The sequence below is a fragment of the Chryseobacterium gambrini genome (genome assembly GCF_027920505.1).
Taxonomy (GTDB): Bacteria; Bacteroidota; Bacteroidia; order Flavobacteriales; family Weeksellaceae; genus Chryseobacterium; species Chryseobacterium gambrini.
Genome location: NZ_CP115857.1, coordinates 4045231 through 4068712, shown reverse-complemented (window position 1 = coordinate 4068712; position 23482 = coordinate 4045231). Strand labels below are relative to the sequence as shown.

The window sequence follows — 23482 nt, the reverse complement described above, 5'->3', positions numbered from 1 at the left end:
GCAATGAAACTAAAAACGAAACTCACCCTCGGAGTAGGTCTTTTATTTGTGCTGATTGTTTTGCTATCGGTTATCGGGTCTTTTTACATCAATAAACTGAAATCTGATACAGAAAAAATTCTTATCGCCAATTACAACAGTCTGGAATTTTCTCAGAATATGCTTCTGGCTCTGGATAAAATGAAAACCGACAGCGCCGTTGCCATTAAAGATTTTAAGAAAAATAATCTTCTTCAGGAAAGAAATTTAACGGAATTCGGAGAGAAAGAAGCTACCCAGAATCTTAATCTTCATTTCAACAGTTACATCCATGATCCTTCGCCGGAAAAGGAAAAGCTGATTCGTGAAGATCTGGTAAAAATCATGTCTCTGAATATGAAAGGAATTGAGCGAAAAAGCGATATTGCGATCATTACGGCAGAAAATGCCACGTTCTGGATCGCCTGTCTCGGAACCATTTGTTTTTTAATTGCGATCACGCTTGTTTTTAATCTTCCTCAGACGATTGCGGAACCCATCAGTCAGCTTACGTTCAGCATCCGGCAGATTGCGAATAAAAATTATAACGAAAGGGTTCATTTCCGGGGAAGTGAAGAGTTTAACGATCTTGCCAATTCTTTCAACATCATGGCAGAAAAGCTTCAGGAATATGAAAGCAGCACTTTGTCTGAACAGCTTATGGATAAAAAACGGATTGAAACCCTCGTGAATAATATGCACGATGCTGTAATCGGTCTGGACGAAAATCATTTTATTTATATGATTAATGATGAGGCTCTTAAAATCACCAATCTCAATAAAGATGAAATTATCGGGAAAACGGTTCATGAAGTGGCTGTAAACAATGATCTCATAAGGGAACTTCTGAAAAACATCAATCATCCGCAGAAAGATCCTATTAAAATTGTAACCGACAATAAGGAAAATTATTTTGAGCAGGATGTAATCCCGATCAATATTACAAAGACGGGAGAAAAGGAAAAAAAATACATCGGAAAGGTTATTCTGCTGCGAAATATTACACCTTTTAAAGAACTGGATTTTGCAAAAACCAACTTTATCGCAACCATTTCGCATGAATTAAAAACGCCGATTTCAGCCATAAAAATGGGCGTTCAGCTTTTGGAAAATCAAAAATTCGGGGAACTGAATGATCAGCAGAAAGAATTATTAAAAAGCATTAATGAAGACGGACAAAGGCTGCTTGATATTACGGGAGAACTGTTGAATTTATCCCAGGTGGAAACCGGAAATATCCGCCTGAATATCGAAAGCTGCGCTCCAAAAGAAATGGTACAGACTGCTGTAAAAAATGTGGAAAAACTGGCGGAACAGAAAAACATTTCGATCCAAACCCAGTTTATGACGGATGAAAAGGACTTTGTTTTAGCTGATTTTGATAAAACTGTCTGGGTAATGAATAATTTCCTGAGCAATGCTATTAAACATTCTTTTCAGGATGAAAATATCCTGATTTTGGTTGAAAAAGAATCATCCGGAATAAAATTCAGCATTACCGATACCGGAAAAGGGATTGAAGAAAAATACCAGCGACAGATTTTCGACCGCTATTTTCAGGTTCCGGGAGAACATCAGAACGGAACCGGTTTAGGACTCGCAATTTCCAAAAATTTCATCGAAAAACAAAACGGAGAAATCGGCGTTAAAAGTTCTTTAAATCAGGGAAGTACTTTTTATTTTGTGTTGCCGATGGTTTAAATTTTTTGTATATTTGATTATGCAATCAACAAAGATATCTCCTAATATTGTGCGACAACTTCGCAATCAAAAATTACATAGCGGACATCCTTTCATGATTAATACAAATGAGGTTAATACAAATGAATGCTATCTTGAATATCCTGATGGCAGTATAAAGCTTGTTGTTATTCAGGAGAATAAAAAAGATTTTTCTGTTATTCGGGAATTAACTAAATCCGAAGCTCATCATTTACGAAAAAGATTAAATTTTTCAGATTTTTAATGCATGAATTATATATTATAACAGGCTCTAACGGAGCAGGAAAATCATCACTCGGTCCTCATTATGTTCCTGCCGCTCTAAGTGATTCTATTTTTGACGGTGACAAATTATTAATGGTGAAGAAAAGTGAATTTTGGAAAAAAGGAATCCGATCTTCTAAAGAATGTACAAAATTAGCTGCGGAAATTGTTGAAGATACTTTTGATAAGCTCGTAGAAACAGCTTTAGGCAACAGCTTAGATTTTGCTTATGAGGGGCATTTTACCAATCACGAAACATGGTCGATCCCACAAAAGTTTAAAAATGCAGGCTATAAAATCCATTTAATTTTTTTTGGACTTACCAACACTGATTTATCTGAGCTGAGGGTACTTTACAGAACAAAAGAAGGAGGACATCATGTTGATCCTTTTACATTGGCTACAAATTTTTATGGTAATTTAGAGAAACTCGATATTTACTTTAAAATTTTCGATTCTGTTGAGATTTACGATACCTCCGGAATTGAACACATTCCTTTAGCTAGAATTGAAAACGGAAATATTTCATCATGTATCAGTTCATCACAATTACCTGATTGGTTTACAGAATATCTTCCCAATATTTCGCTATTAATCGAAAATAAAAGTTTTGAGTGATTGTAATTTCTTTTAAAATGAATAATATTTTTTTTCTGGTTTTTGTAATCGGATTTTGCTTATTTGCTATCGGAAAAACCATTTACTATTTTATTGAAAAAAAGAAAGTTCTTACAACCTGTAAAAATTCAGATTCTATTGAAATAAAAAATATAAACGGTACAATATTTACGGATAGCGGAAATAAGAACAGATTGGAATTATGTACTTTTACTCTTTTAATCAATGAAAATTCTATCTTTCTGTTCGCTTTAAGTTTCAGCTTCATCCCTTTACAGGTTATCAATCTCTTATTTTCAAATAAAAACAGAAAAAATATACGACATTCTATTCTTTTAAGAGAATATAAAATTGATGAGAAGAATGCCGTATTGGTCTATTATCCCGACCACATACTCGGATCGAAAAAAATAACTTTGAAAAATCTTAATCCGGAACAGCTTTCCATTTTAGAAAAAACATTAGAAGGCAAAAGCCGCAGATTTTATTAATATGAAAATAGAACTTATACCAGTCATTGAAATCACCAATTATGATAATGATATTCCGTTGCCTCCTTTTGGTCCCTATTGGGAATTCTCTACAGAATGGGAACACTATCGTATTGCTACCAATTTAGATGCGGGTTTTTCTGAAAATTTACAATCGTATTCTAAAGGATCTTCATTGTACAGGATCAGTGAAATTCCAGATTCTGATGTTCTGAAAATTATTCAAAATAAAATCACGACTGATGAGAATGATGATAACCTTACCATTGAAGATTTAATTTCTCCTTTGATTGGAGGTTATATTTTAAAGATTAATGATGTGGACAGCTATTTTCCACAGTGCTGCGGCGATTTATCGAATATTGAATATTGGAATAATCTGTTTTTGGATGAAGACTCGTTTTTTTACATGGGACATCCGTCACCCAAAATCATAAAATCCGAAAATACTATTATTTTCGATTTTTTGAATTCTCCAATTCAGGAAGGTTATGCTCCTCCGGTTTCGGAAAATCAGATTGAAGCAAATAAAGATTTGCTGAAAATTGCTGTTGAAAATGTCAAGAAAGAACTGTATGATTTCGCTCGGAGACTTGTAAAGATCAGCGAAACTGAAAATCTTGATATTCCTGAAATTGATAAGCTATTTGTTTATGGAAGGATTGATGATTAAATATAAAATGATTCCGGCGGAAGCTTCGCTTCCGCCGGAATCATTTACCAACAACATAAAACAAGAAAAATAACTATTTTTAGCTAATAATAAAACAGATGAAAAATAATCTTGCTTTACAACTAGCCGAAATATGTAAAAAGTACAACCTTAAGGAAAAAGCATTCAATAGCTTTGAAAAATTACTTCATAGAGAAAATGAAAATGACTCTGATTTTCTTAGAGGTTACAAGAAAGAGGAAATGAAAATCTTTTTTGGAGGACATCAATTTAATATTCACCATCATTTTTGTACAAGTACCATTGATACCAAAATAATTTTTTACGATTCATCGGATGTTGAAGCTGGTTATTGGGATCCTGTAGGTTACTATGTTTTAGAAGCTGATTTTAAGGGAGAAATCACGGACTATTATTTTGTAATAGAAAGAGAAAAACAAATTGACGGAATTGATATTATTAAACAGTTTTCATATTTGTTCGCCGATCTTCCAACAGATTATCTGAAAAGAAATCACCTTCAGTATAATTTTGTTTCATACCTTTCTTTAATAGGAACTTTATTTACAAGTAAAAAATTATGAAGGTTCAGGACGTTTCATTCATCGCGCATATTTTAATCTTAAAGAAACCGGTGAAGAGCATTTTGAAAAGGAATTTCTCAAAAAATCAAAAAGTTTTTTAAAGATGATGAAAAAGTACTTAATTAATGAAAATATAATTTCTGAAAAACTACAATCAGATCTTCTTAAACTTGATCAAAATAATAATATCTGAAAATGCCTGAAGTTCCTATTTATTATTTCTTTATTGCATCAATCTTTTCTGCAATTATTGTCGGTATTTATTATTTCATTCAGAAGAAAAATATTATTAAAAATTACAGACAGGAAAATTCAATTGAACTTAAAAATATTAGCGGAACAATAATTACAGACAAAGGCTTTCTCAGTTGGGGAATGGAATTGGGTACATTTGATCTGTTGATCAACGATAATTCAATTTTTTTGTTTCTGAAAAGTTTCGGTTTTATTCCGGGGCGTATTACGAATTTATTTTTTTCAAATTCCAACAGGAAAAATACTAAAAGAGCTGTTTTGCTCAGAGAATATAAAATTGACCGAAAAAGTGTTAAACTTGTTTATTATCCTGATCATCTGATGAACAGAAGCCGTCAAATTATACTGAAAAATCTTTCTGATGAACAGCTTTCCATTTTAGAAAAAACATTAGAAGGCAAAAGCCGCAGATTTTATTAATATGAAAATAGAACTTATACCTGTTATAGAAGTTTCAAATTACGATGAAGATCTGGAAATGCCTTCCGGTTCCTATTTGGAATTTACGGATGAGTGGGAAAATTATAATATTTCCGCGAATCTAAAGACTGGTTTTTCCGAAAGTTTCAAAGCTTATTTTAAAAGTTCATCTTTTTACAGAATAAGTGAAATTTCTGATGCAGATCTGTTGAAAATCATTTACAGAGAAATTGAAATACAGCAGACTGAAGAAAATCGCGGAATTGATGATTTGGTGTGTTCTATGGACGGCGGTTACATTTTAAAGATTAATGATGTAGACACCTATTTTCCACAATGTTGCGGAAGGCTTAAACACATTACTGAATGGGAAGATCTTGTTTCCGACGAAGGGAATCATCATTTTTATACAGGACATCCATCTCCTAAAGTTGAAATACAGGAACATAAGATCATTTTCGATTTTTTACATTCGATGCCCCAGGAAAGTTATGCTTATCCGGTTTCGGAGAATCAAATTGAAGTAGATAAAGAATCGTTGAGAACAGCAATTGAAAATGCAAAAAAAGAACTTCAATATTTTGCTGAGCAGCTCATCAGAATTAATAAAAAAGAAAACTTGAATATTCCTGAAATTGATAAGATCTTAATTTATGGAATTGATGAATAAAATAGTAAATCTGATTTTTCAATCCCAAAAACCAGAATCTTCACTTTCCAATTTTGTGGAAAGTTTCTGGATGCTGGATAACCCTTCGGAACATAAAGAAGTCATTCTTTTACCGGACGGAAGGATTGATCTGATCTTTTCGCAATCTCCAACCGAGCCGCTTCATGTCGTTTTACTGGGAATCGGAACGCATCCTGAACATGTGATTATTACTGAAAAAACAAAGATTTTTGCGGTCAGCTTCAATTTATTGGCAACGGAATATATTTTGCATCAGAGCATTTCGGAATTATTAAATAGCGCAAAAATTCTACCTGCCGATTTCTGGAATTTCAATATTGAGGATTTTAATGATTTTAAAAAATTCTGTGAAAAGGTTTCAATTCAAATAAAAAAAGAGCTTTCCACGCAAAAAACAGATGAAAGGAAACTTAAATTATTTAATCTTATCTATTCGTCAAAGGGTTCATTAACGGTAAAAGAACTTTCGGAAAAGGTAATCTGGAGTGAGAGACAAATCAACCGTTACTTTAACCGGCAATTTGGCATTTCTTTAAAATCATATTGTGGAATTCTCCGTTTCAGAGCCTCATTTCAGCACATTAAGGAAGGAAAATTATTTCCTGAAGAAAATTTTTCCGACCAGTCTCATTTTATTAGGGAGATTAAAAAACTTTCAGGATTTCTGCCAAAAGAATTAAGCCAAAATAAAAACGACCGATTTATACAATTTTCCGTTCTGCCCAAGAAGTAATTTTGTCCCATAAAATTTAAATTATGGTAACAGACAACAAAAAAATTGCCATCGTTGGCGGTGGTCCCGGAGGATTAACCTTAGCAAGACTTTTACAACTAAAGAATGCCGAAGTAAAAGTATATGAAAGAGATGAAAATAGAGATGTAAGAGTTCAGGGCGCAACATTGGATCTTCATGAGGAATCTGGTTTGGAAGCTCTTCAAAGAGCGGGTTTGATGGATGAATTTAAAGCTAACTATCGTCCTAGCGCAGGAAAATTAAAAATTTTAGATAAAGATCTGAATGTTTTCCTGGATGAACATGCTTCCGAAGAATCTTATGCAGAAGACCGTCCGGAAATCGACAGAGCACCGCTCAGAAAGATCTTACTGGATTCTTTAAAGCCTGAAACTGTGGTTTGGGACAGTCAGTTTATTTCGATGGAAAAAGATGGTGAGGGGTGGAAACTGCATTTTAAAAACGAAAAGTCTTATTACGCAGATATTGTTATCGGAGCGGATGGAGCGAATTCTAAAATCCGGTCTTATCTTTCGGATATTAAGCCTGTTTATTCAGGAGTAACCATGGTGGAAGGAAATATTTACAACGCAGAAATTAACGCTCCGAAGTTATGGAAACTGGTGAATGGCGGAAAAATTTTTGCTTTGGATCTGCATCAGTCTTTGCTTTTCAGTACAAAAGGAGACGGAACATTAACGTTTTATACAGGCTGCAAAACCGATGAAAACTGGGTGAAAGATTCCGGAATTGTCTTTGATAATAAGGAACAGGTTTTTAACTGGTTCAAAAAAGAATTCTCTTTATGGAGTAAAGATTTTCACGAATTATTTGAGAGCGATGAAATATCTATTATTCCACGTCCTCAATACCACTACCCTCCTGATCAAAAATGGGAAACTTCCACGAATTTGACTTTACTGGGTGATTCCGCTCACAGGATGCCTCCTTATGCGGGAGAAGGTGTGAATATGGCAATGCAGGATGCTTTTGAATTAGCAGAAAATCTTACGGACAACGACTTTAAAGACGCAAAATCGGCTCTTTCAAATTACGAGAAAAGTATGCTGAAACGGGCTTCGGAAATTACAGAGATTACCTTAAACAGTACAGAAATGCTTCATTCTGAAAATGCTATTCAAAATCTTCTGAATATGTTTCAGGGAGGGTAAATTTTATGGTTTGAGATTTTGAATTTTAGGTTTCGAACTTAAGGTTAAAGGGTTTCGGGCGGAGCTTCGCTCCGCCCGAAACCTCCATAATAACTAATTAACCTCCAACACGAATGCTTACTTTATCAGAATTTCTGTAAATTCGGCTTTCAATCAAATATTAAGATGAAGCCACTAAGAAATAAATATTTAATTCTCAATTATATTTTCATATTCTGTGTTGTTATTTTATTTTTAAACGATCATTTTTTCAAGCCCATTTTTTCCAGTTGGTTCACAGGAAAACTTTCTGATATGGTGGGAATTATTATTTTGCCGTTGATCCTGACCTATATTTTTCCGAAACTAAAAATCCATTCTGTCTGGATAAGTGCTCTGTTGTTTGCATTCTGGAAATCTCCATATTCCGGAAAAGTAATTGAAATGTATAACAAGTTTACATTGATTCCCATTACAAGAGTTGTAGATTATTCTGATCTTTCGGTAATTGTATTTCTGCCGGTTTCTTATTATTTAATTAAGAAAATAAACCGTCTTAATCTTCTTAAAATTCAAAAAATAAATCCTGCTTTCATTTTATTTCCCACCGGATTTGTTCTAATGGCAACTGCACCTCCTCCAAGTTTTTCTTACACCTACTCCAACGGCAATTTGAATTGCAGGAAATGTGTAATTAGAGTTGCAATGACCCAGAAAGAAATTGTAGAAAGATTAAAAGAAAATCATATTGTTTTCGATACCATTTACCCAATGTCAGAATCAACTTACAAAAGATACCCGTTTTTTAAACAGGATGACATTCATTTTTATACAATCAAAAAATTTGTAATTGATAAGGACACCTTAAAAAATGTAGATTTTGCGATGAGAAGTATTGGCGAAAACCAAACCACGTTGCATTTCAACGGATTGCAGACTTCCGATGATATTTCTACGATAAGATTGTTTGTAAAAGCCCGAAAACATTATTCGAAAATAATTTTCAAAGAACTTTCAGATGCTTTGGAAAATAAACAACCTGAAAACGGATTGAAAGAAAATTAAAATTCAAAATAGAAATGACTGCAACATTTTTCCCAACACCAGAAGATTTCCGAAAATGGCTCGAAAAAAATCATACCACAGAAAAAGAATTGTTGGTGGGATTCTGGAAAGTCGGAACGAAAAAACCTTCCATGACGTGGTCGGAATCTGTAGATCAGGCTTTGTGTTTCGGCTGGATCGACGGGGTGAGAAAATCGATTGATGATGAAAGTTACAGCATCCGTTTTACGCCAAGAAAACCGACAAGCATCTGGAGCGCAGTCAATATCAGAAAAGTGGAAGAGCTTACAAAAACCGGATTAATGACCGAAGCCGGACGAAAAGCTTTTGAACTGAGAAAAGAGGAAAAATCTGCGATCTATTCCCACGAAAAAGAACCTGCAACCCTCGATCCTGAGTTTGAAAAAAAATTTAAAGCCAATAAAAAAGCATGGGAATTTTTCAGCATTCAGGCTCCTTCTTATAAAAAAGTAATGCTGCATTGGATCATGAGCGCGAAACAGGAAAAAACAAGACTGTCGAGATTGGAAAAGACAATTCGGGAAAGCGAACTGGAAAAGAGAGTTTTATAGAGATGTGGGAAGCTTTAATCTTTTTTGCCGCTTTACTGGGAATTTCAAATTTCCATTATTTCCTCTTTTTCAGGAGGGAAAATAAGCAGATGAAGCTGAAAATATATTTAATGGTACTTTTCATGATTACCATTCTGGCAAGTTTGTACTTCATTATCATTACTCCCGATTTCTTTGAATATAAAGGCTTGGAAAACTGCTTGTTTTTGGTGATGATCAACTTTGCTGTTCCCGGATATTTCTTAATGCTTTTCGGGATTAACAGTCTCTTGGAAAACATTCCGATTATTCGTGGCTATTTTACTTTCAATGTTATATTTTGTATTTTATTTCTCAGTTCGACGTTGTTGTATTATTTTTTAACGATGTTGATGATGATGATTTTCACTTCAGATAATGCTTAAATTTACTTTCAGATAAAGAACAAATGACTACTCGCCTTTTATTTATTCCCATACTTTTAACGCTTACATTCTGTGCTAAAAAAGAAACTGTTTTTACTGAGAAATTCAATGTTGGTGAAATAGGTTTTGAATATTCGTCTGACTGGAAATTTACCAAACTACAAGGAATCGATTCTTACATTGCTTACCTTTCAAAAGATGAAGATACCATCTGGATAGAATACGGATCTTATAATCCGAAGATATACAAAGAACCTTTGAAAGATCATATTTTCATACAAATTCCAATTGATGGTACAGAAGCTCTTTTTGAAACTTCACGAAATAATTACGGAGGTTTCGCTTCGGTTTATATTCCAAAGACAGATTCTGCGCAGGGTTTATACATGAGAAATAAAAATGGAGATATTCAGCAGGTTTTGGATATTTTTAAAACATTAAAGCTGAACAATTCTGCCCGAAAGAAGCCATTAATTATTGAGATGGAAAATTTTAAGACTAAAAGTTCCCCTCCCGGAATTGTTTTCTACGAGAATAACTGTTTGAACTGTCATTCAGAATACCGTTATATAATTGCTCCCGCTCTCGATAAAAAGTTTGTGAAATCGAAAGGAAAAGTGTGGTTTGAACACTATTTATACTCAGAAAAAAAAATTTCACGTGATGAATTTCAGACACGTTGTACCCAAATTCCCAAAAAAGATTCTGCCATTGCTAACGAAATACTTAAATATCTGTTTTAAAAATCTCCAAATATTATTTTACCTTTGATCTTTATTACGTTTAAAATTAGAAAAGCAAATGACTACAGACACATTAGACTTTTGGGTAGGAAATTTCAAAAGCGAGGAAGATTTTTATGAATTTGTGGAAGAAGATGAAAATTTTTATCTGGAAGAAGATTCTGATGATGTTTTTATTTCAAAATTTGCAGAATCTCAGGACACCATCTGGCTGGATCACGATTTTGTAGAATACGGCTATGAAAACGGAAACGGAACCATTTACGAAAAATTTGCAGACTATTCTTTTGCCGAACAGTGGCTCCCGATTTTAATCAATAGGCTCAACGAACTGAATCTTGATTTTGATATCAATTCCATTATTTTCCTGAATAAGCAGATTCCGAAACCGACTTCCGTAGAAACAGATTTTTTCTCTTTGGTTTACATCGGAGGAATTGAATATTCTGCGTAAAATATTTAAAAACTTATAACCTTTTTCAAATTATTAATGAACATTTATTCTGTTCTTCAGATTGGCGATTACCACATTAATCATTGCGAAGATTTTCTCATCACAAAGAAAATAGGGAGCAATAAGATTCTTTGTGCTGTAATGGATGGATGTTCAACTGCTATGGAAAGTCAGTTTGCTTCTGCACTATTTGGGAAGATCCTGCGTAAAATATGCATTGAAAAAGGTTATAAAGAATTATACGAAACAGAGAAAAATTCTGATCCTGAAGAAGATTTAAAAGCTGTTTTAAAAGAGCTCTTCAAAGAAATTTCAACCGTCAAAAATCATTTGATGCTTGATGAAAAAGAACTTCTAACCACATTGACTGTTCTTCTTTACGACACCAAAAAAGACGAAGGAATTATCATATGTATCGGAGACGGTTTAGTGTGTATCAATGGAAAAACAACAGAATTTGAAAGAGACAACAAACCGGATTATCTGACCTATCATTTGAAAGAAGATTTCGAAGAATGGTACGGCAATCAGACTCAGAAAATACGATTCACTAAGCTTAAAGATGTTTCTATTGCTACAGACGGAATTTCATCTTTCATCCCAATTAAAAAGACAGATCACGGCGAAAAAATCAATCCGGCAGACTATCTTCTGCATGATAAAAGCAATTTTGATTCTGAAGAAATGCTTTCCCTCAAATTAAAAAAACTTGAACATCATTACGGAATTAAACCGACTGATGATCTTGCCATCATAAGAATTATAAAATAACACAAATGAAAACATTCTCCCTCACAGGCGGCGCGAGAATCGGCAGAGCCAATGCAACCTACCCTTTCGCAAATTTATACGTAGACGAAAATACCCTGAAAATAAATGCCTCACTGGTAGGAAATCTTATCTTTCAGCCGCAGGATATTATTTCGATAAAACCCTATTCTTCAGTTCCCTTCATCGGAAAAGGTATCAAAATTCTGCACAGAGTAGACAACTACAATCAGCACGTTGTGTTCTGGACAATGACAGATCCTGAATTTGTAATCAGCGAAATTAAAAAGACCGGATTTTTGGAGAAAACTAATTTTCCTTCAACCGAAAAAGATTTAACGATCGTTCAGCAGCAAAAACAGGGCGGATTTCCATTAAAACCTTTAGTAAAAATCGTTGTTATAGTCGTTTGGAATGCTCTTTTTTTATATGATTTTATTCCGTTCTTCTTAGGAAACAATGAAAAAACGCCTTTTGGCACGGGAGTCTGTACAGCATTGGGATTACTTTTCACTACTGCTTTACTCACCTTAATTTCAGGAGATTTCCGAAAACTGATTTTAAAAGAAGGCAGAACACTGGAAGATGTAAAAAAGTCAGCTATTTTTATCTTACTGATCAGCGGAATTATGTTTACCGCTTTTCTTACATTTGCTTTATCATAACTTAATAAGATGATTTCTAAAAAGTTACTTCGCATCAATATAGCTGTTTTATCCCTGCTTATCGTTGTTTATACTTTAGGAAATTATCTTATTCTTTATCCTATGAAGTTTGATTTCCTGACCGTTATTTCGGAAAGTCAACCGCATTATCTTCTTTTTATTATTGCTTTTTTTGTTCTTATTTCGTGGTTAATAAGTCACATCAGAATTAAGAATTTAAATCCTAAAAACAGATTTCTTCTGGCTTTCACCATTTTGTGCGGAATAATGCTTTTATGGATAAGTTATTATAATTTAAGCACTTTCTTTAATACCCGAAAGTCGATTACGAAAAGTGAAAATGAATACATTCAACAGGCAAAAGAAGATATTAAAAATGACAGCATTGTTTTTAAAAGCTATGGATTGCCTATTTTTATGTATGATCAGGAAACTTATCGTAAAATTGACAGTATCAGAAGCCATTATGGGATTTATCTGAAAAATACAGGTTGCACCGTAGATTATATTGAAAATGAAGGTCGTCATAAATACGAGGAAATTGTAACGCCTTATCTCGAAAAACGAAATGGTAAAGACTGGAACAAAAAGATGCTTGATGAAATTGAGAAATTAAAAAAAACAGAATTGCATCCTCAAAAATAATTTTCATTAATAATTTAGTTTCTAAGAAAAAAATCGCTAAATTTAAAACAAACTAACAATCAGTTATTTAAATTGATTTCAATAACCTTAAAAACTAAAAACATGAAATTATCTCAACATCAGTTATCTGAAAATTCAGGATAAATTACTTCTTTTTTTATCGTCATTCAGGATAGATATTTAATTCATCCTTTCATCTAATTTTTACTTCTTTAAAAAACGCTCAGCCATGAAAATAGGAATCTATATATCCGGATTGGGAATTTCAAAAAGTAACTCGGTTGAAAATTATGCAGAACGGTTAAAAAATGAAATCAATTTCAATACAAATGGTTACCAGTATGAGACCAAAATCGAAAAAATCCATTACAGCAAAAACAGGGAAAGTACCGTTGTAAGCATTTTCGAAAAAGAATCACCCGAAAATCCTGTTTACAAATTTTACGACTTCAAATACAACGAAATTCTCACCGAGGATTTCAAAGGAAGGACGCTTATTTACAAAAGTCTCTGGCTTTTCGCATTGGTTATCAGGAAATTTCCATTAATCATCAAACGGATTTTTATCCCCCAAAACTATTCAAGACCGGGACAGTTAATGTATGTTTTCTCCATATTTTTAATTTTATCGCTTTCTTTGGTTCTGATGTTTCCTGCCGTTCTCGAAGCTACAGGTCAGTTTCTTGAAAACGGAAAAATGACTGAACTGAGGAAGCAGATTCCCATCGGAGACCTGAAATATATTTCGATGAAAGGAATTTTTATCGATCTTTCCGAAAAACATCATATTAACATTGATTTTACTTCGCTTTCCCGAATGATCGTATTATTTACAGCGCTCTTGGTATTGCTTGTTCCGAACGCCAATACCATTATCACAGATCTCGCCACCAATTTTGTCTGCGCCAACGATTATTTGCAGCACGGATCAAAAAAACAGCTGATTCAGGGAAATTTAGAACATCTTGTAGATTATATTACGGAAAACGAAAAGGGCTGTAAAATTCATTTTCACGCCTACAGTTTCGGAAGTGTTCTCGCATTAGACTATGTTTTTCCCTACGGCATAAAAGCCTCTAAAAACGCTTTACAATACTGTGAAGCCATTATCACTATCGGAACACCTTATGAATTTGTAAATTCTTATTATCCTGAATTTTACAACAATCGCCAAACCCAACCCGGAGATCAGCTTCAGTGGTTGAATGTGTATTCTGCAGCCGATGCTTTAGGTTCCAACTTCAGAAAAGACGGAATTGCCGGAGACTCTGAAATCTCTTTTAAAGGAGCTTCCAATAAGCCGTTTAATATCAACTATGAGGTTTATCCTATCGGAAAATTCAGCATTATTGATTTTATTATGCTCTACAGCATCAAAGTTCATGATATGTACTGGGACGAAAATACGGAAGGACAAAGCTGTCTGGGACTGGTTTATCAGGAAATGAAAGGGAAAGGTTTGATGTAAATTGAATCACTCAATAATTTCCCACTTATCATATTTGTATTCGTAGGTTTTTACTGTTTTTTTACTGTTGATATACTGATAAACTTTTACCTGATGATCCGGCAGATTATAAAAACTAAATTGTATGTAATCCATCCCTGTATTTACTGAGATTTCCAAAGAATTTTTACTATTTTTGGAATAGTAGTAAAATTCTGCTCCGGACTCCTTCACTTTTCCTACACTAAATTTCTTGAATTTTTCTGCATCTTCTTTATCCACGTAATAATATCCTTCATAATATCCCAAACCACTGCCAACCGAACTTGGAATGATAAATTTATCTTTAAATTTTTTCCCTAAATAAATCAAATCATCAGTGGTCCAATTTCGAAGATTATAAAACGGATCTTTGAGATTGTATTTTTCACATTCATATTCGCCAGGATCTAAACTTCCACATTCTAATCTAAAAACACTGTATCTGAAATTAATGTATCTTCTGGTAAATTGTCGCTCATCCAAATCATCTATTAAGGTTCTGGTTAAAGAATTGAAATCCATTTCGGAAGCTTCACGCTTTAGTTTATCATACAGAATCTTATCTTTTTTATTTTCTTCAATGCATTTCGCTTTTGAATATATATAATTTTCATAAATAGAATCCTTTTTCGCTTGGGAAAAGATAATGATAGGGAAAAGCAAAAATAAAAACTTCATCAGATAAATTTGTTCATTTAAAATTATTAATAATTTTTCTTAGAAATGATCTTTTCAAACCGATCAATAAAAAAACTTTCACAAATATGAAAGTTTGTCTTTTTTAATATCTATTTTTTCAGACACTTCAACAAGCTCAAATGACAGCAATAAAAATTGACAGCAATAAAAATAATAAGCCTCATTTCATCTATTTCCTGATCGGTTCATAAAAATAAGGAGGACGAACTCCCATTGACGGAACCACAAAAGATCCTTTATTCGAAAAATAAGTAAAAAACCCATTTTCTTTGTTTGATTTATCAGGATAAAAAATTAATTCTACAGATTTTATTTTATCTGAATCATTTTGAATTTCGCCCATCTCGAAATATTCAAATACAAAAGGATCATCCGGAAAATCATAATAAGTAATTTCCTTTTTATCAAAGTCGATATAAGCATTCTGATCTTTATCTCTGAATAATTTTTGAGTTTTAAAATAATTTTCGATATCACTTTTATTATCAAACGGAATAAATGCTGCCTTAGGATTTGCAAACAAATAATCACTTACCGATTCTGTACTTAATCCAAGAAGCGTAAGTTTTTTTCCTTCAAGTCTAAAATAAAAATGATAAGTCCCACCCTGATTTTTTGAAATTCCTATTGCAGAAAAATTACAGGATGTTTCAAGTTTTCTGTTTTCTTTAAAAAATGATTCTGAATGTGATGTATATGTATTATCAAAATCTCTTAAGGAAAAATCACCTTTATTTTGTTTAACGAAAAATCCTGTTTTAGAAAATTCAAAATCGCCTAAATAAATGGGAGAATCTGTAAAATTTACATTTTCAAAAACCTCCTGATTAAACCAGTCAATTTCATCTTCTAAAGTAGAATTTATTCTCAGAATAGGATATGGACCGTCATGATAAAAAAGCATCATCCCTAAATCAGCATCAATGTATTTATCAATATTTTCAGCTTTATGAGAATTAAAATCTTTAATAAAGTTTGTAAAAACAATAAGAGAATCTTCTTTTACACTTTCTTTTGTTTCCTTAGTAATTTTTTTCACTTCGGAGCCATTTTCATTATGTTCTTTTTCACGTAAATTAAAAAAGAAAACAGAAGAAATTACAATAATAAAAAATGCAGTAAGAATATATAGTTTTGTTTTTTTCACGGTTTGAGTTTTTTCTAAGCCTTACATTTGAAACTAATTGTTTGAGAAAAAATGCTTCAACACACTCAACACGACATCTCTAATACTTACCACCTTATTTTAGCAGCTCATTCGTAGCGATGTCATGCTGAGCTTGCCGAAGCATCTCAGAATTTTTTAATATTAATGCGCTTCCAGCCAGTTATTCCCTACTCCAACCTCAATCAATAGCGGAACCTGCGTTTCAACTGCGTTTTCCATTTCCATTTTAATGATGTTTTTGGCAACTTCCACCTCATCAATCGGGGCTTCAAAAATTAATTCGTCATGTACCTGAAGCAGCATTTTTGTCTGCAGCTTTTCCTTTTCCAGTTCTTTCTGAATTTTAATCATTGCCATTTTTACGACATCTGCCGCGCTTCCCTGAACAGGCGCATTTACCGCATTTCGTTCCGCGTGACCACGAACCACAAAATTATTGGAATTGATGTCTTTCAAATGACGTTTTCTGCCTAAAAGTGTTTCCACATAACCGACTTCTCGGGCTTTTCTTACCTGTTCCGCCATGTATTCTTTCAGTTTCGGATAGGTTTCAAAATAGGCTTCGATCATTTGCTTGGCTTCCGTTCTGGAAAGTCCGGTCTGCTCTGCCAATGCAAAAGCGCCCTGTCCGTAAATAATTCCGAAGTTTACGGTTTTTGCCTGACTTCTCTGTGTTTTGGAAACTTCTTCCAACGGAATATTGAACAGTTTTGCCGCCGTAGAAGCGTGAATATCTTCCCCGTTCTGGAACGCTTTAATCATATTGTCTTCCCCGGAAATTTCGGCAATCAGACGCAATTCGATCTGGGAATAATCGGCAGAAATAATTTTCTTTCCTTCTGCAGACACAAACGCGCCACGAATTTGCTGACCTCTAAGAGTTCGGATCGGAATATTCTGCAAATTCGGGTTTACACTCGCCAAACGACCTGTTGCAGCCGTAGTTTGCGAAAAATTGGTATGAACACGGTTGTCTGTTTTTTCAATCTGAGACGGTAATGCATCAACGTAGGTTGATTTTAATTTCTGATAGGTTCTGTATTCCAGAATATGCTTGATAATTTCATGTTTTGAAGACAGTTTTTGAAGAACATCTTCCGAAGTTGCATACTGTCCGGTTTTTGTCTTTTTCGCTTTCGGATCAAGCTGCATTTTTTCAAATAAAATTTCACCCAGCTGCTTCGGAGAATTCATATTAAATTCTTCTCCTGAAATCTCAAATATTTTGGATTCGAGTTGTCTTAGATCATTCTCAAGATCAATACTTTCCTGAGCCAGCCATTTTTCGTCAAGAGAAATTCCTTCCAGTTCCATTTTTGCCAAAACTTCCATCAAAGGCATTTCTATACTGAAGAATAAGTCTTCTAAATTTTCTTTTTTAAGCTGTGGCGCAAACAATTCGTACAACTGGAAGGTTACGTCTGCATCTTCTGCAGCGTAATCGGTCTGGGTTCTGAGATCCGCATCACGGAAATTGCCTTGTTTTTTTCCTTTTTTACCGATGATGGTTTCGATGGAAACAGGTTTGTAATTTAAGTAAACTTCCGAAAGATAATCCATCCCGTGTCTTCCGTCCGGATTTAAAAGGTAATGCGCAATCATGGTATCAAACATGGCTCCTTTTACCGTAATATCGTATCTTTTAAGGATTTTATAATCGAATTTTAAGTTGTGCGCTACTTTTACCAGATCTTCTTTCTCGAAAAACGGTCTGAAAATTTCCAGCGTCTGCAGAACTTCTCCCTGATCTTCGGATAAAGGAACATAATACGCCAATCCTTTTTTGTAGGAAAAACTCATCCCGACCAATTCGGCTTCCAGTTCATTAAGAGAGGTGGTTTCGGTATCGAAGCAGACTACTTTTTGTTTTAATAAATTATTGACTAAAATTTTCTGTGCTTTCGGATTATCCACAAACTGATAAAGGTGATCATTCTGCTCAATCGTCGATTTTGTGGATGTTGCCTGATCGAGATCTTCATAAGTGGCAAAAAGATCCAACTGTCCTACTGCCTGTGCAACTTTTTGCTGAGGAGTTGTTTCCGTAACGGTTACTTCTACTTCTGTAACTACATTTGGCGCTGCAGCCGGAGCAAAAGCACGATAAAGGTTTTCGTATAATCTCCGGAATTCTATTTCTTCAAAAACTTCTTTTACTTTCTCAAAATCAGGCGTTTCCAGATCGTATTGTTCCTGATGAAATTCTACAGGAGCATCGCAGATAATGGTCGCTAATTTTTTGGATAAAATTCCTCTTTCGGCTGAAGCTTCCACTTTTTCTTTCAGCTTTCCTTTAAGCTGATTGGTGTTGGCCAAAAGATTTTCTATGCTTCCGAATTCTTTCAGGAATTTCATGGCTGTTTTTTCACCAACGCCTTCCAGTCCGGGAATATTGTCGACTGCATCTCCCATCATCGCAAGAAAGTCGATTACCTGTTTCGGATCTTCGATTTCGTATTTGGCTTTAACTTCTTCAACGCCTAAAATTTCAATATCGCCGCCTTTAAGTCCCGGTTTATAAATTTTGATTTTATCGGTTACAAGCTGTGCAAAGTCTTTATCCGGCGTTACCATGAATGTGACGTAGCCTTCTTTTTCTGCTTTGCAGGCAATGGTTCCGATTACATCATCTGCTTCATATCCCGGAACTCCCAAAATGGGAATGTGCATTGCCTCTAAAATCCTGTGAATGTATGGAATCGCATTTTTAATGGCTTCAGGCGTTTCGCTTCGGTTCGCTTTATAATCTGAGAAGTCTTCCGTTCTTATACTTGCCTCTCCTACATCAAAAACCACTGCCAAATGGGTTGGTTTTTCTCTTCTGATCAGTTCAATTAAAGAATTCGTAAATCCGAAGATGGCAGAAGTGTCCAGACCTTTACTTGTAAGCCTCGGATTTCTGATTAATGCGTAATATCCTCTGAAAATCATCGCATAAGCATCGATGAGAAATAACCTTTTATCTTGTGTTGCGTCCATATTTTCCATAAGGAACAAAGATAAGAAATTACTTTTCTTTTTCTTTTGTGTTGAATTAAAATAACAGTGCGAATTGTCTTCTAAAAAAATCTAAATATTGAATTCTATTCTAAATATTTTTCTTTTGTCATGAAACAAAAGAAGTAAAAGTTCAAGACCGGGAAGCTGAATGCTAAAAATGAATCCTATTCTCTAAAAATTCTAAAACTCGCGCGAATGGTAAATTGGTTCTTCGGTTTAAAATTCTGTCGCGCTCAGACAGTAGAATTTTTTTAACGTTCATCTGATTCATTTTCTTAACGCTTCAGCTTCCGAAGTCGATTTTCAGGCAATATGAACTGTCATTCTGACCAAGGAAGATCTGAATTAATTACACTCGTATAAAAAGATTTTTCATTCCATAATGCTTCGCAAAATTCCAATCAGAATGACAAATGAGTACTAATCTTACTGAAAATTTCAACGGTTCCGTTGTCCTAGCCTCGATTGCAGCATTTGTCTGAGCTCATTTCTTTAGTTTCGGCTGCGGCGGCAAAGCCGCCGCAGCCGAAACTAAAGAAATAGCGAGTGCGGAAAGCGAGAAACAGCTCCTGAAAATATTTTCATTCACAGGATAAGAAAGAACAGATTTTGGATCGAAATTGTTTAATCAGTCGGAATGTTACAAATAAAAAAGACCTCAAATTGAGATCTTTTTGAATATTTTAAGGGATATTTAATCAATTTCGGCTTTTGAAAAGAGATCCTGAATCAGCATTTCGTCTTCGCAGGCTTTTTTGAATTCAGAAATAAATTCTTTCAGGCTTTCCGGATTGCTGGAATAGGCACAGAACATATCGGCTTCCGGATCGAATTTAATGTCGTCCGACAGGTTCGGTTTTTTTTCTTCTACAAAAACTTTTGCCAGTGAAGTCCAGTCGTAACCGTTGCCTTCGAAACCTTCGTCTTTTCTCCATTCGAAAATTTCAGGTTTGTACGTTCCTGCGTTTAAACATACTGAATATGTTTTTTCTGAGGATACCCAAAAAAAGGGCTTAATAGCAGTCTCAAAATTGTAGGCTTCCATACTATTTTTATTAAAATTAATTGAATATTAAAGATAATAAATTTCTGAGTTCATTTATTTTTTATAACATTTATTAACGTTTTCGAGATTATCTTTATCATGAATTATTGTTACGAGAATTTATACGAAACTCAGATAAGTCTTTTATTTCAGGCTTCATCCGCCACTACATTGATGCCTTTTCCAAAGTCTTCCGCCATTGCCAGAGCCAGTATTTTTCTTGAATCTTCTGAAAAATAGGTTGCAATAAACGGAAAAAAGAATCCTACAAATCCTGCTCCTTTTACGCCGAGTTTTCCTATATTTTTGATGTTCTGCATTTTTATAGTGGGAAGTTCTCTGGCTAAGTTGGGCAGGTTCCGGGGACGTACTCTTCCTAAGCCGTCTTTAGCTGTTGCGACAAGCGATTCTGAGTATTTGCCGTTACGAATATTCTCTACAATTGCTTTTCCTTCGGGAGTTTTCCATACTTCGCGGGAATCTATTCCTTCTAAAGCGGTTAAGTCTTTGGATAAGGCTGTTCCCTGTTTTATTTCTATCAGATTCTTCTGCCAGTCCTGAATATACCATTTGCTGTTAAAGAAAACCGGCGTTTTTCCGTCTCTGCTTGCTAATCCTCCTTTTTCATTAAGCTCAAGAATATCGGGACTTGCCAGATCTGAAGGAGTAATGCCTGTAACGCTTTCCGGTAGATCATTTAAATAACCCGGAATTCTGCTGTTTTCATCCGCTTCTTTATTCATATCCTGATAATGGCTGTTATCTTCCAGTGAACTATTTCGGATACCTTCTCTTTCCCAGTAGCTTAATTCATTCATTACACCCATCGTTATGCCCATCCATAATAATGTTTTAGCAATTCCCATTTCAGCTCCGGCAATTACAATTCCTGCTCCTCCGAAAAAAGATGCAGCTGCATTAAGGAGAATTTCTTTTCCGTTATTGCTATCAATTTGCTGTGCATATTTTTTAGCGACGGCATAACTAAAAATCGGACTCAGCAAACCTCCTGTATCGCAAACGAGTATGGAATTCTGGGTGATTGCCTTAGATCTATCAAAGGTTACTTTCTCATGTTCAATCTTCCAGTTTCCTTTTCCTAAAGATTCGGTGCATAAATGGTTTATTTTTGTGGCATGATACACCGCAGCACCTGCACACGCAAGAACACCCACTCCTACAGCCAGTGCCGCCCAACCTACAGGACCGGATAACACCAGAAGCGCTCCTACAATAAGACCGGCTCCGAAACAAAGAAATCCCCACATTGCATTTTTAGGACTTTTACAGGGAAATTCTTTATTGATATTGCGGTCTTCAACCGTTAATAAAGGTCTTGTTTTATCTGATCCATAGAAAACCGTGATCGTTTCTCTTGTGGGAATTAATTGTCTGGGTTCCGAATCCGTTTGAAATGTACAGACTGCATAAACATCTTTCGGGATATATGAAGCACTCATAATGTTATATTTTATTTGATTTAAACATCATCAATTTTCAAGTAAGTCTGGACTAAGGACTTCTTTTATACTAACTATCTTTAACTTATTTTACTTTGAATACCAGTAAATATTCTGAAGGCTTTTCTTTTCTTTTTTTGAAAAATGGAGTTCCTGCTGAGAAGATTTGATGAATTGTTTCAGTTCATTTCCTTTTTCCTCTTCATATTTATTTCTGTATTCAACATCATTTAAATAAATATCTGTCTTATTTTTCAGACAAAATCTGAAGTATATTTTTGAACTCTGCAACGCCGGAGCTTTGGTTTCATAATCATAAGCGTAGAATCCTTCTATTTCTGTTTTGGAATACTTTTCAGGAGACTGATTTCCTTTTTGCAGGTAAAAAGAGTTTTCATCAAACCATATTTTCACTTTTACGGACATTGCTTTCAGTATAAGATAACAGGTCCCGAGATAAAAAAGAATAAAGAACATGGCAAATGAGAGTCTGAATACTCCTTTAAACAACCAATAATAGAGTGCACCATAAGCCATTAAACAAGGTATAATCACCAAAAGAGTTTTTACAATATGAAAGGGTAAAACGTTATTGAATGTAAATACTTTATCCGCCATAACTAAGATACTTTTAATATTCAATTTGCTTTAAATCAAACTGGGTGACCAACTGATAATTATTTTTCACTTCTTCTTTCATTAAGGCAGAAGCATTGACGATGATTCCTGTTTTTTTGTCAACCATCCTTCTGATCCGATAATCATAGTTGTATTCGCTGAAACCATATTCGATAATAGGTTTATAAAACTTATTGTACTGCTGCTCCAGCAATGAAGAATCTATTTTATCTCTTAAAAGTGTTCCCACTGTTCTGAATTCTATAAAATAATCGTCTTCCTTAATAATGGAATGTTGCAATTGCAGCTCAATATGAATATCTACAAATATCTGGGAAATAAATTTTAGCGTGCTATTCTGTATGCTTTTTTTACGGGCATCATAATCATTGAAAAGAACATGATAGAGAAGTGACTTATCATATGTTTTTCTCAGATTGGCTTCGCTTTCAAATTCCACTCCACCTCCTTTTATAATATCTTCAGCCGCTTTCGGACTGATTTTTTCTACCTGCCTGTAAAATTCTGAGGATTTTAATCTGGGTTTAAAAAGTTCCCACTTTTCTTTAATTTCAGGGAAATTCTGTACGCGTTTTATGGTATTGTCAGATTCCAGTTCGAAAATGACATTTTCTTTATCAAATTCCAGTTCTTTTACCGCTTCTATGGCAAGAGCCATATTTTCAGGATTTATTTTGTATAAATATTCCTTAAGCCTGACTTTCGCTTTTGTACTGGCAGCATCTTTTTCAACCACATATTCTTTTTTTGTATTGCAGTGAAACGTTATTCTGTCCTCTAATTTGGTGGTGTTGAACTGTTCGCATCTGTATCTTGTTTTTCGCGGAAATTTTACGTCTTCTATTGCCCTGTTGATTTCCTCCTTCGTCTTTTTTTCCACCCATAGAGTCTGAAGATGAATAGGCAGCGTGTTTCCAATAATAAAATTTGTCGTTCCACAATATAAATTATGAAAATCGACAAGCTCTTTTACTGAAATGCCCTGTTTCGCTGCAATAGATTCCAGTGTATCACCCTTTTTAATTTCGTACTTTATAAACTCCATC

Annotated in this window: 26 protein-coding genes; 19 read left to right on the top strand and 7 right to left on the bottom strand. The window is 34.3% G+C overall.

The features are described from left to right. Nucleotides 1–3 precede the first annotated feature (3 nt). The 19 genes from PFY09_RS18765 (at nucleotide 4) to PFY09_RS18675 (ending at nucleotide 14404) form a co-directional block, all read left to right on the top strand. On the top strand, nucleotides 4–1719 hold the full coding sequence (locus PFY09_RS18765) for a HAMP domain-containing sensor histidine kinase (RefSeq protein WP_271160716.1): 1716 nt from the start codon (nucleotides 4–6) through the stop codon (nucleotides 1717–1719). Nucleotides 1720–1738: 19 nt separating this feature from the next. Next, nucleotides 1739–1984, top strand: coding sequence for a hypothetical protein (locus PFY09_RS18760; RefSeq protein ID WP_271160715.1), 246 nt, complete (start codon nucleotides 1739–1741; stop codon nucleotides 1982–1984). Continuing rightward, nucleotides 1984–2622 (top strand): zeta toxin family protein, encoded by a 639-nt coding sequence (locus PFY09_RS18755; protein WP_271160714.1) that lies wholly within the window; start codon nucleotides 1984–1986, stop codon nucleotides 2620–2622. The genes PFY09_RS18760 and PFY09_RS18755 overlap by 1 nt, the downstream gene beginning before the upstream one ends. Nucleotides 2623–2639: 17 nt before the next feature. Further along, nucleotides 2640–3113, top strand: a complete 474-nt coding sequence (locus PFY09_RS18750; protein ID WP_271160713.1) for a hypothetical protein — start codon at nucleotides 2640–2642, stop codon at nucleotides 3111–3113. A 1-nt stretch (nucleotide 3114) separates the two neighbouring features. Further along, the gene (locus tag PFY09_RS18745) at nucleotides 3115–3786 is read left to right on the top strand and encodes a hypothetical protein (RefSeq protein WP_271160712.1); all 672 of its coding nucleotides are present in this window, start codon (nucleotides 3115–3117) and stop codon (nucleotides 3784–3786) included. Nucleotides 3787–3884: 98 nt separating this feature from the next. Beyond that, nucleotides 3885–4370, top strand: coding sequence for a hypothetical protein (locus PFY09_RS18740; RefSeq protein ID WP_271160711.1), 486 nt, complete (start codon nucleotides 3885–3887; stop codon nucleotides 4368–4370). A gap of 195 nt (nucleotides 4371–4565) precedes the next feature. Continuing rightward, nucleotides 4566–5045: a hypothetical protein gene (locus PFY09_RS18735; protein WP_271160710.1), complete on the top strand. Its 480-nt coding sequence runs from the start codon at nucleotides 4566–4568 to the stop codon at nucleotides 5043–5045. A 1-nt stretch (nucleotide 5046) separates the two neighbouring features. Then, complete coding sequence (locus PFY09_RS18730) at nucleotides 5047–5715, top strand: hypothetical protein (RefSeq protein WP_271160709.1); 669 nt, start codon at nucleotides 5047–5049, stop codon at nucleotides 5713–5715. Further along, a complete protein-coding gene (locus PFY09_RS18725; RefSeq protein ID WP_271160708.1) occupies nucleotides 5708–6469 on the top strand; it encodes a helix-turn-helix domain-containing protein in 762 nt (253 codons plus the stop codon). Before PFY09_RS18730 ends, PFY09_RS18725 begins: the two co-directional genes overlap by 8 nt. Before the next feature lie 23 nt (nucleotides 6470–6492). Further along, on the top strand, nucleotides 6493–7641 hold the full coding sequence (locus tag PFY09_RS18720) for an FAD-dependent oxidoreductase (RefSeq protein WP_271160707.1): 1149 nt from the start codon (nucleotides 6493–6495) through the stop codon (nucleotides 7639–7641). Between the two features lie 165 nt (nucleotides 7642–7806). Further along, nucleotides 7807–8685 (top strand): hypothetical protein, encoded by an 879-nt coding sequence (locus PFY09_RS18715; protein ID WP_271160706.1) that lies wholly within the window; start codon nucleotides 7807–7809, stop codon nucleotides 8683–8685. A 14-nt stretch (nucleotides 8686–8699) separates the two neighbouring features. Continuing rightward, complete coding sequence (locus PFY09_RS18710) at nucleotides 8700–9257, top strand: YdeI/OmpD-associated family protein (protein ID WP_271160705.1); 558 nt, start codon at nucleotides 8700–8702, stop codon at nucleotides 9255–9257. An 89-nt stretch (nucleotides 9258–9346) separates the two neighbouring features. Beyond that, the gene (locus tag PFY09_RS18705; RefSeq protein WP_271160704.1) at nucleotides 9347–9661 is read left to right on the top strand and encodes a hypothetical protein; all 315 of its coding nucleotides are present in this window, start codon (nucleotides 9347–9349) and stop codon (nucleotides 9659–9661) included. Between the two features lie 23 nt (nucleotides 9662–9684). Continuing rightward, nucleotides 9685–10404 carry a hypothetical protein gene (locus PFY09_RS18700; RefSeq protein WP_271160703.1) on the top strand — a complete coding sequence of 240 codons (720 nt, stop codon included), beginning with the start codon at nucleotides 9685–9687 and terminating at the stop codon, nucleotides 10402–10404. A 58-nt stretch (nucleotides 10405–10462) separates the two neighbouring features. After that, nucleotides 10463–10858, top strand: coding sequence for an immunity 22 family protein (locus PFY09_RS18695; RefSeq protein WP_076392074.1), 396 nt, complete (start codon nucleotides 10463–10465; stop codon nucleotides 10856–10858). A 36-nt stretch (nucleotides 10859–10894) separates the two neighbouring features. Next, nucleotides 10895–11629, top strand: a complete 735-nt coding sequence (locus PFY09_RS18690) for a protein phosphatase 2C domain-containing protein (protein WP_271160702.1) — start codon at nucleotides 10895–10897, stop codon at nucleotides 11627–11629. A gap of 5 nt (nucleotides 11630–11634) precedes the next feature. After that, entirely contained in the window at nucleotides 11635–12291 is a 657-nt protein-coding gene (locus PFY09_RS18685; RefSeq protein ID WP_271160701.1) for a hypothetical protein, read from the top strand. A gap of 9 nt (nucleotides 12292–12300) precedes the next feature. Beyond that, the gene (locus tag PFY09_RS18680; RefSeq protein WP_271160700.1) at nucleotides 12301–12936 is read left to right on the top strand and encodes an FEKKY domain-containing protein; all 636 of its coding nucleotides are present in this window, start codon (nucleotides 12301–12303) and stop codon (nucleotides 12934–12936) included. Between the two features lie 229 nt (nucleotides 12937–13165). Beyond that, the gene (locus PFY09_RS18675; protein WP_271160699.1) at nucleotides 13166–14404 is read left to right on the top strand and encodes a hypothetical protein; all 1239 of its coding nucleotides are present in this window, start codon (nucleotides 13166–13168) and stop codon (nucleotides 14402–14404) included. A gap of 6 nt (nucleotides 14405–14410) precedes the next feature. On the opposite strand, the gene PFY09_RS18670 is transcribed toward PFY09_RS18675, so the two are convergent. The 7 genes from PFY09_RS18670 to PFY09_RS18640 all read right to left on the bottom strand — a co-directional run bounded on the left by PFY09_RS18670 (nucleotide 14411) and on the right by PFY09_RS18640 (nucleotide 23481). Then, a complete protein-coding gene (locus PFY09_RS18670) occupies nucleotides 14411–15103 on the bottom strand; it encodes a hypothetical protein (protein ID WP_271160698.1) in 693 nt (230 codons plus the stop codon). Nucleotides 15104–15293: 190 nt separating this feature from the next. Next, on the bottom strand, nucleotides 15294–16271 hold the full coding sequence (locus tag PFY09_RS18665; RefSeq protein WP_271160697.1) for a hypothetical protein: 978 nt from the start codon (nucleotides 16269–16271) through the stop codon (nucleotides 15294–15296). Nucleotides 16272–16433: 162 nt separating this feature from the next. Next, nucleotides 16434–19271: a DNA polymerase I gene (gene polA, locus PFY09_RS18660; protein WP_271160696.1), complete on the bottom strand. Its 2838-nt coding sequence runs from the start codon at nucleotides 19269–19271 to the stop codon at nucleotides 16434–16436. A 715-nt stretch (nucleotides 19272–19986) separates the two neighbouring features. Beyond that, complete coding sequence (locus tag PFY09_RS18655; protein ID WP_076392061.1) at nucleotides 19987–20337, bottom strand: immunity 51 family protein; 351 nt, start codon at nucleotides 20335–20337, stop codon at nucleotides 19987–19989. A gap of 149 nt (nucleotides 20338–20486) precedes the next feature. Further along, nucleotides 20487–21797: a hypothetical protein gene (locus PFY09_RS18650; protein ID WP_271160695.1), complete on the bottom strand. Its 1311-nt coding sequence runs from the start codon at nucleotides 21795–21797 to the stop codon at nucleotides 20487–20489. 90 nt (nucleotides 21798–21887) lie between these two features. Next, nucleotides 21888–22415, bottom strand: a complete 528-nt coding sequence (locus tag PFY09_RS18645; protein WP_271160694.1) for a hypothetical protein — start codon at nucleotides 22413–22415, stop codon at nucleotides 21888–21890. A gap of 13 nt (nucleotides 22416–22428) precedes the next feature. Beyond that, nucleotides 22429–23481: a LysM peptidoglycan-binding domain-containing protein gene (locus PFY09_RS18640; RefSeq protein WP_271160693.1), complete on the bottom strand. Its 1053-nt coding sequence runs from the start codon at nucleotides 23479–23481 to the stop codon at nucleotides 22429–22431. Between the last annotated feature and the right edge of the window lies 1 nt (nucleotide 23482).

Excerpts from the sequence above, each read along its gene's own strand:
- PFY09_RS18670 (WP_271160698.1), bottom strand. The coding sequence starts at position 15,103 with ATGAAGTTTTTATTTTTGCTTTTCCCTATCATTATCTTTTCCCAAGCG.
- PFY09_RS18760 (WP_271160715.1), top strand. The coding sequence starts at position 1,739 with ATGCAATCAACAAAGATATCTCCTAATATTGTGCGACAACTTCGCAAT.
- PFY09_RS18695 (WP_076392074.1), top strand. The coding sequence starts at position 10,463 with ATGACTACAGACACATTAGACTTTTGGGTAGGAAATTTCAAAAGCGAG.
- PFY09_RS18700 (WP_271160703.1), top strand. The coding sequence starts at position 9,685 with ATGACTACTCGCCTTTTATTTATTCCCATACTTTTAACGCTTACATTC.
- PFY09_RS18680 (WP_271160700.1), top strand. The coding sequence starts at position 12,301 with ATGATTTCTAAAAAGTTACTTCGCATCAATATAGCTGTTTTATCCCTG.
- PFY09_RS18645 (WP_271160694.1), bottom strand. The coding sequence starts at position 22,415 with ATGGCGGATAAAGTATTTACATTCAATAACGTTTTACCCTTTCATATT.
- PFY09_RS18705 (WP_271160704.1), top strand. The coding sequence starts at position 9,347 with ATGAAGCTGAAAATATATTTAATGGTACTTTTCATGATTACCATTCTG.
- polA (WP_271160696.1), bottom strand. The coding sequence starts at position 19,271 with ATGGACGCAACACAAGATAAAAGGTTATTTCTCATCGATGCTTATGCG.
- PFY09_RS18725 (WP_271160708.1), top strand. The coding sequence starts at position 5,708 with ATGAATAAAATAGTAAATCTGATTTTTCAATCCCAAAAACCAGAATCT.
- PFY09_RS18755 (WP_271160714.1), top strand. The coding sequence starts at position 1,984 with ATGCATGAATTATATATTATAACAGGCTCTAACGGAGCAGGAAAATCA.
- PFY09_RS18640 (WP_271160693.1), bottom strand. The coding sequence starts at position 23,481 with ATGGAGTTTATAAAGTACGAAATTAAAAAGGGTGATACACTGGAATCT.
- PFY09_RS18650 (WP_271160695.1), bottom strand. The coding sequence starts at position 21,797 with ATGAGTGCTTCATATATCCCGAAAGATGTTTATGCAGTCTGTACATTT.
- PFY09_RS18740 (WP_271160711.1), top strand. The coding sequence starts at position 3,885 with ATGAAAAATAATCTTGCTTTACAACTAGCCGAAATATGTAAAAAGTAC.
- PFY09_RS18735 (WP_271160710.1), top strand. The coding sequence starts at position 4,566 with ATGCCTGAAGTTCCTATTTATTATTTCTTTATTGCATCAATCTTTTCT.
- PFY09_RS18765 (WP_271160716.1), top strand. The coding sequence starts at position 4 with ATGAAACTAAAAACGAAACTCACCCTCGGAGTAGGTCTTTTATTTGTG.
- PFY09_RS18750 (WP_271160713.1), top strand. The coding sequence starts at position 2,640 with ATGAATAATATTTTTTTTCTGGTTTTTGTAATCGGATTTTGCTTATTT.
- PFY09_RS18720 (WP_271160707.1), top strand. The coding sequence starts at position 6,493 with ATGGTAACAGACAACAAAAAAATTGCCATCGTTGGCGGTGGTCCCGGA.
- PFY09_RS18685 (WP_271160701.1), top strand. The coding sequence starts at position 11,635 with ATGAAAACATTCTCCCTCACAGGCGGCGCGAGAATCGGCAGAGCCAAT.
- PFY09_RS18690 (WP_271160702.1), top strand. The coding sequence starts at position 10,895 with ATGAACATTTATTCTGTTCTTCAGATTGGCGATTACCACATTAATCAT.
- PFY09_RS18730 (WP_271160709.1), top strand. The coding sequence starts at position 5,047 with ATGAAAATAGAACTTATACCTGTTATAGAAGTTTCAAATTACGATGAA.
- PFY09_RS18655 (WP_076392061.1), bottom strand. The coding sequence starts at position 20,337 with ATGGAAGCCTACAATTTTGAGACTGCTATTAAGCCCTTTTTTTGGGTA.
- PFY09_RS18715 (WP_271160706.1), top strand. The coding sequence starts at position 7,807 with ATGAAGCCACTAAGAAATAAATATTTAATTCTCAATTATATTTTCATA.
- PFY09_RS18710 (WP_271160705.1), top strand. The coding sequence starts at position 8,700 with ATGACTGCAACATTTTTCCCAACACCAGAAGATTTCCGAAAATGGCTC.
- PFY09_RS18745 (WP_271160712.1), top strand. The coding sequence starts at position 3,115 with ATGAAAATAGAACTTATACCAGTCATTGAAATCACCAATTATGATAAT.
- PFY09_RS18675 (WP_271160699.1), top strand. The coding sequence starts at position 13,166 with ATGAAAATAGGAATCTATATATCCGGATTGGGAATTTCAAAAAGTAAC.